Origin of the sequence: Streptomyces sp. NPDC059008, assembly GCF_042749045.1 — a bacterium.
Lineage (GTDB): Bacteria > Actinomycetota > Actinomycetes > Streptomycetales > Streptomycetaceae > Streptomyces.
Map to the genome: position 1 here is coordinate 1 of NZ_JBHYJC010000098.1, position 4166 is coordinate 4166.

Here is a 4166-nt window from a genome sequence, read left to right on the forward strand (position 1 = left end):
GGGCAGGCCGTCGTCCAGAACGGCCGGCCCGCCACCCCGCGCTCCTTGCTGCGGCTCCCGAACGGGATGGTGGGGACGGTGGTGCGGGTGGTGCTGCGAGCGGTGCCCGCGCCGCAGCGCGCCGTGGTGCGCGTGTCGCGGCGTGGTGCGAGCGCCGTACGGCGTGTCGTGCGGCGTACGGCGTGTCGTGCGGGGCGTCGCACGGCGCGTGCCGGGTCCTGCGGCACGTCGTGCGGCGCTTCTACGGCGTCAGCGGGCGCCCACGCGGGCCATCCTGCTGTGAGCGCCGTGCCGCGACTGGCCCGGCGCGCCGGCCGCTTCCGCCGTGGCACGGGACGCGGGTTGCCGTACGGCTCCCGCGCCGGCGGCCTGTGACCGCCGGGGCTGCGCCGCGGCACCGTTCTGTACGTCCATGACGGCGTGCGCGACCAACCCGCCCATCGGGTCGTGCCGGATCAGATCCCGGAGACGGGAGCGCGATGACCGCCCCTCGTTGCCCGGGTAGAGGTGCTTGCCGAGTCCGACCGCATGGGCCAGCGCGGCGAGTGCCGCGGTCCGCGGGTCCGGGGGTACGCCGGTGCGGATCGCGTTGTCCAGCCGGGCCCTGATTTCCCGGCTGATGGCCGTCTCCGTCGCCTGGTAGCGCGTCGTCGGCAGCACCCCGCACATCTGTCCCGCCACGGCATGGACCATGCCGCACCGTTCGAGATGCGTGAGGTAGGTCTGGCGCAGCCCCAGTCGGGGCCCGCCGATCCAGTGGACCGCGCGCACCGGACTGCCGCGTCGGCGCAGCAGTTCGAGCGCGGAGTCCAGAGTCGGATCTCCTGTCGGCCGTGCCATCACCACGGCGATACGATCCCCGTCTGGGGCTATCCGTCCTGCCAGAGCCAGCTCTACTAGCTGGGCCCCGGCCAGGCCGAGGTCGAGCGACTGCGGCTGCGCTGTGGTGCCCGTTGTCGGGTCCAAAGCGAGCAGCAGAAGCTCCTCCGGAATTGTTCTGCGGCTCCTGCCCATCCATGCCTCCCCGCGTGGATGAATGACAGGGTGACCCCTCTCACATTCATCTGTCGAGAGTGCGTGGGGGGTTCGGGAGGGAACCGGTAGGTATGTCGTTCTCGTCTTGCACGTCGGCGACAGCTATCCGTGGGGTGCAGCGGGTACCGGTTCGCGTGGCGGCAAGGTGGCGTCGCGCGTACACAGGACACTTGGGAACACTTGGCCAGGCAGCAGTGCGACGTATGAAGGAGACATCGGTGGCGGGCGAGTCCCCCGACAAGTCGGACAAGAAGCAGTCGTCGGGGAAGACGGCGCGGAGCGAACGCGATCCGCGCCTGTCCGTTTTCCGAGGGGAGCCGGATGAGCCGGCGAAGGAATCGGGCGTGAAATCGGACCTGAAGCGGACGGCGGAGTCCGGCGAGAAGCCCGATGAGAAGTCCGGCGGGAAGTCCGACGTGAAGTCCGACGGGAAGGTCGAGGCGGAGTCCCGCGCGAAGTCCGGCGCGAAGCCCGATGCGGAGTCGGGGGCTGCGAGCGCGGCCAAGTCGTCGGCGGAGCCGGAGGCGCCTGAGGGGACAGAGGAGGCCGCTGGGGGCGCCGAGGGTGGCGATGACCGCCTGCGGGCCGCTGTGGCCGCCTGGGTCGCGGAGAAGGGCGATGAGGGCGATGCCGGCGGTGTTGGCGATGAGTGTGATGCGGATGGCGCCGCGGACGATGGTGCCGGTGCCGGTGACGCGGCTGATGCTGGTGGCGCTGACGCGGCCGACGAGGTAGCCGGCGAGGCTTCCGCGAAGTCGGAGAAGCGGGCCGGCGCGCCGGGCAAGGCCGACGAGAAGGCCGAGGCCGACGAGAAGTCCAAGGGCGCGGAGAAGTCCAAGGGCGAGGGGAAGTCCAAGGGTGACGGAAGCGGCGAGGACTCCGAGCCTGCCGTGACGGCCGACGCCAAGGATGAGGCTGAGCCGAAGCCCAAGGCCAAGGCTGAGCCCGCGACCAAGGCGGAGCCCGAGTCCAAGGCCGAGCCCAAGCCCAAGGTTGTTGATCAGCCGACTGCCGTCTTCAAGACCGTCGGGCCGCAGAAGGGCAAGCCCGAGGAGACCGACGCCGACGCCGACGGGTCGGCGGTGGATGACGCGACCCGCGTGTTTGCTGTCGCGAAGGCAAAGGGGAAGGGTGCGGCGGCCGAGCCCGTCGACCAGGCGACCACCGTCTTCAAGATCCCGCCGTCCGCCAAGGGCAAGCCCAAGCCCGCGGCCGAACCCAAGACCAAGCCTGAGGCCACGCCCGAACCCAAGGGCCAGGGCAAGGGCCAGGACAAGGGGCAGGACAAGGGCAAGGGTGAGGAAGAAGCCGCCGAGGCCCGGAGCGTTGCCAAGACCGAACCCAAGGGCAGCGCCAAGGCCGAGCCCAAGGGCAGCGCCAAGGCCGAGCCCAAGGACGCGCCCGAGCGGGACGCCGAGCGGACCAGTCAGTTCGTCGCGCTGAAGTCGGCGGACGACGGCACGGCGGACAAGTCGCTGGGCAAGACGGCGCCCAAGACGCCGACCCGTACGTCCGACAAGGCGGCGGAGAAGGCCGCGGAGAAGCTTGCGGAGAAGCCGACCGCAAAGCCGACCGCAAAGCCCGACGAGCCCGCGGACAAGACGTCCGGTGGCGCGGCCGCCGACAAGGCCTCGGGCTCCCTGCCGTCGGCCGCGCCCGCGAAGCCGACCGCGTCCCCCCGGCCCGGCGGCCGGCCGGGTGCCATGCCGCCCGCCGCTACCGGCGCCCCGTCCGAGGCCGGTCCCGCCGCGCTGCCCGAGTCGGAGCGGACCAAGCAGGAGCCCCTGCCGCCGCTCGACCTCCTGGCGAAGCTCACCAACACCCCGCCGCCGCCCGAGACCACGCTGCGCACGGTCGTCCGCCGGTTCAAGATCTGGACCCCGCTGGCGGTGCTGCTGGCGATCATCTTCGTGATCGTCCAGTCGGTGCGCCCGCTGCCCGCCCCGGCGGTGGTGCTCGGCGACGCCAAGTCCTCGTTCACCTTCGAGGGCGGCAAGCTCTCCATCCCGTGGCCCGAGCACGGGCAGGCGGCCGTCAAGGTCGTGGGCTCCGGTGACCTGGGGACGTTCGGCGAGCAGAAGCCGGTGCCGACCGCGAGCGTCGCCAAGATCATGACGGCCTACGTGATCCTCAAGGAGCACCCGCTCAAGAAGGACGAGAAGGGCCCGCAGATCGAGGTCGACGACAAGGCGGTGACCGAGGGCGACTCCAGGGACGAGTCGCGGATCAAGGGGCTTCAGGCGGGGCAGAAGTTCAACCAGCAGGACATGATCAAGATGCTGATGATCCCGTCCGGCAACAACATCGCCCGGCTGCTGGCCCGTTGGGACTCCCAGTCCGCCAACGAGGGGGCGTTCGTCAAGAAGATGAACGACGCCGCCAAGGACCTGGGCATGAAGAACACCACCTACACCGACCCCAGCGGCCTGGACCCCAAGACCGTCAGCACCGCCGTCGACCAGCTCAAGCTGGCCGAGGCCGTCATGAAGTTCGACGCCTTCCGGCCGATCGTCGCCATGCCCAACGCCGAGATCCCGGGCCTGACGGAGCGGATCTACAACAACAACGGCAACCTGCTGCTGGCCGGGCTGAGCATCAAGGGCATCAAGACCGGCTCCAGCACGGCGGCCGGCGGCACGCTGTCCTGGGCGGCCTACAAGACCGTGGACGGCAAGGACCGCCTGATACTCGGCACGATGATGGACCAGCACTTCAAGGGCCTGGACCCCGACGGCTCCAACAGCCTCACCATGGTCAAGAACAACAGCCAGAAGGTCATCGCAGCCGTACGCGAAGCGCTGACCTCGGCCACTGCGGTGAAGAAGGGGCAGGTCGTCGGCTATGTCGACGACGGCCTGGGTGGGCTGACGCCGGTCGTCGCCACCAAGGACCTGAAGGCGGTCGGGGTCTCGGGCCAGAAGCTCCGGTTGAGCATCGGCGACGGCGGCAAGACCGTCCCGCACGAGGCGAAGGCCGGGACCACCGTCGGTGTGCTGACGGTCGGCAGCGGCCAGCGGGCCCAGAAGGTTCCGGTGGCCCTGCAGAAGGACCTCCTCGAGCCGACCTTCGGAGCGAAGCTGACCCGGATCGGGTGAGTGGACCGGGGCTCCGGGCCGGCGGGCATCCACGCC

At 70.5% G+C, this 4166-nt stretch carries 3 protein-coding genes; 1 reads left to right on the forward strand and 2 read right to left on the reverse strand.

The features are described from left to right. Window positions 1–227, reverse strand: a 227-nt coding sequence (locus ACFWZH_RS39305) for a hypothetical protein (protein WP_384443287.1), incomplete at its 3' end; no start/stop codon positions are given. A gap of 22 nt (window positions 228–249) precedes the next feature. Then, entirely contained in the window at window positions 250–1014 is a 765-nt protein-coding gene (locus ACFWZH_RS39310; protein ID WP_384443290.1) for a GPP34 family phosphoprotein, read from the reverse strand. 365 nt (window positions 1015–1379) lie between these two features. On the opposite strand from ACFWZH_RS39310, the gene ACFWZH_RS39315 reads away from it, so the two are divergent. Continuing rightward, a complete protein-coding gene (locus tag ACFWZH_RS39315; protein WP_384443293.1) occupies window positions 1380–4130 on the forward strand; it encodes a D-alanyl-D-alanine carboxypeptidase in 2751 nt (916 codons plus the stop codon). The last annotated feature ends 36 nt before the right edge of the window (window positions 4131–4166 follow it).

Bases quoted from the DNA above. Each gene is read 5' to 3' on its own strand.
- ACFWZH_RS39310 (WP_384443290.1), bottom strand. From the start codon at position 1,014: ATGGGCAGGAGCCGCAGAACAATTCCGGAGGAGCTTCTGCTGCTCGCT.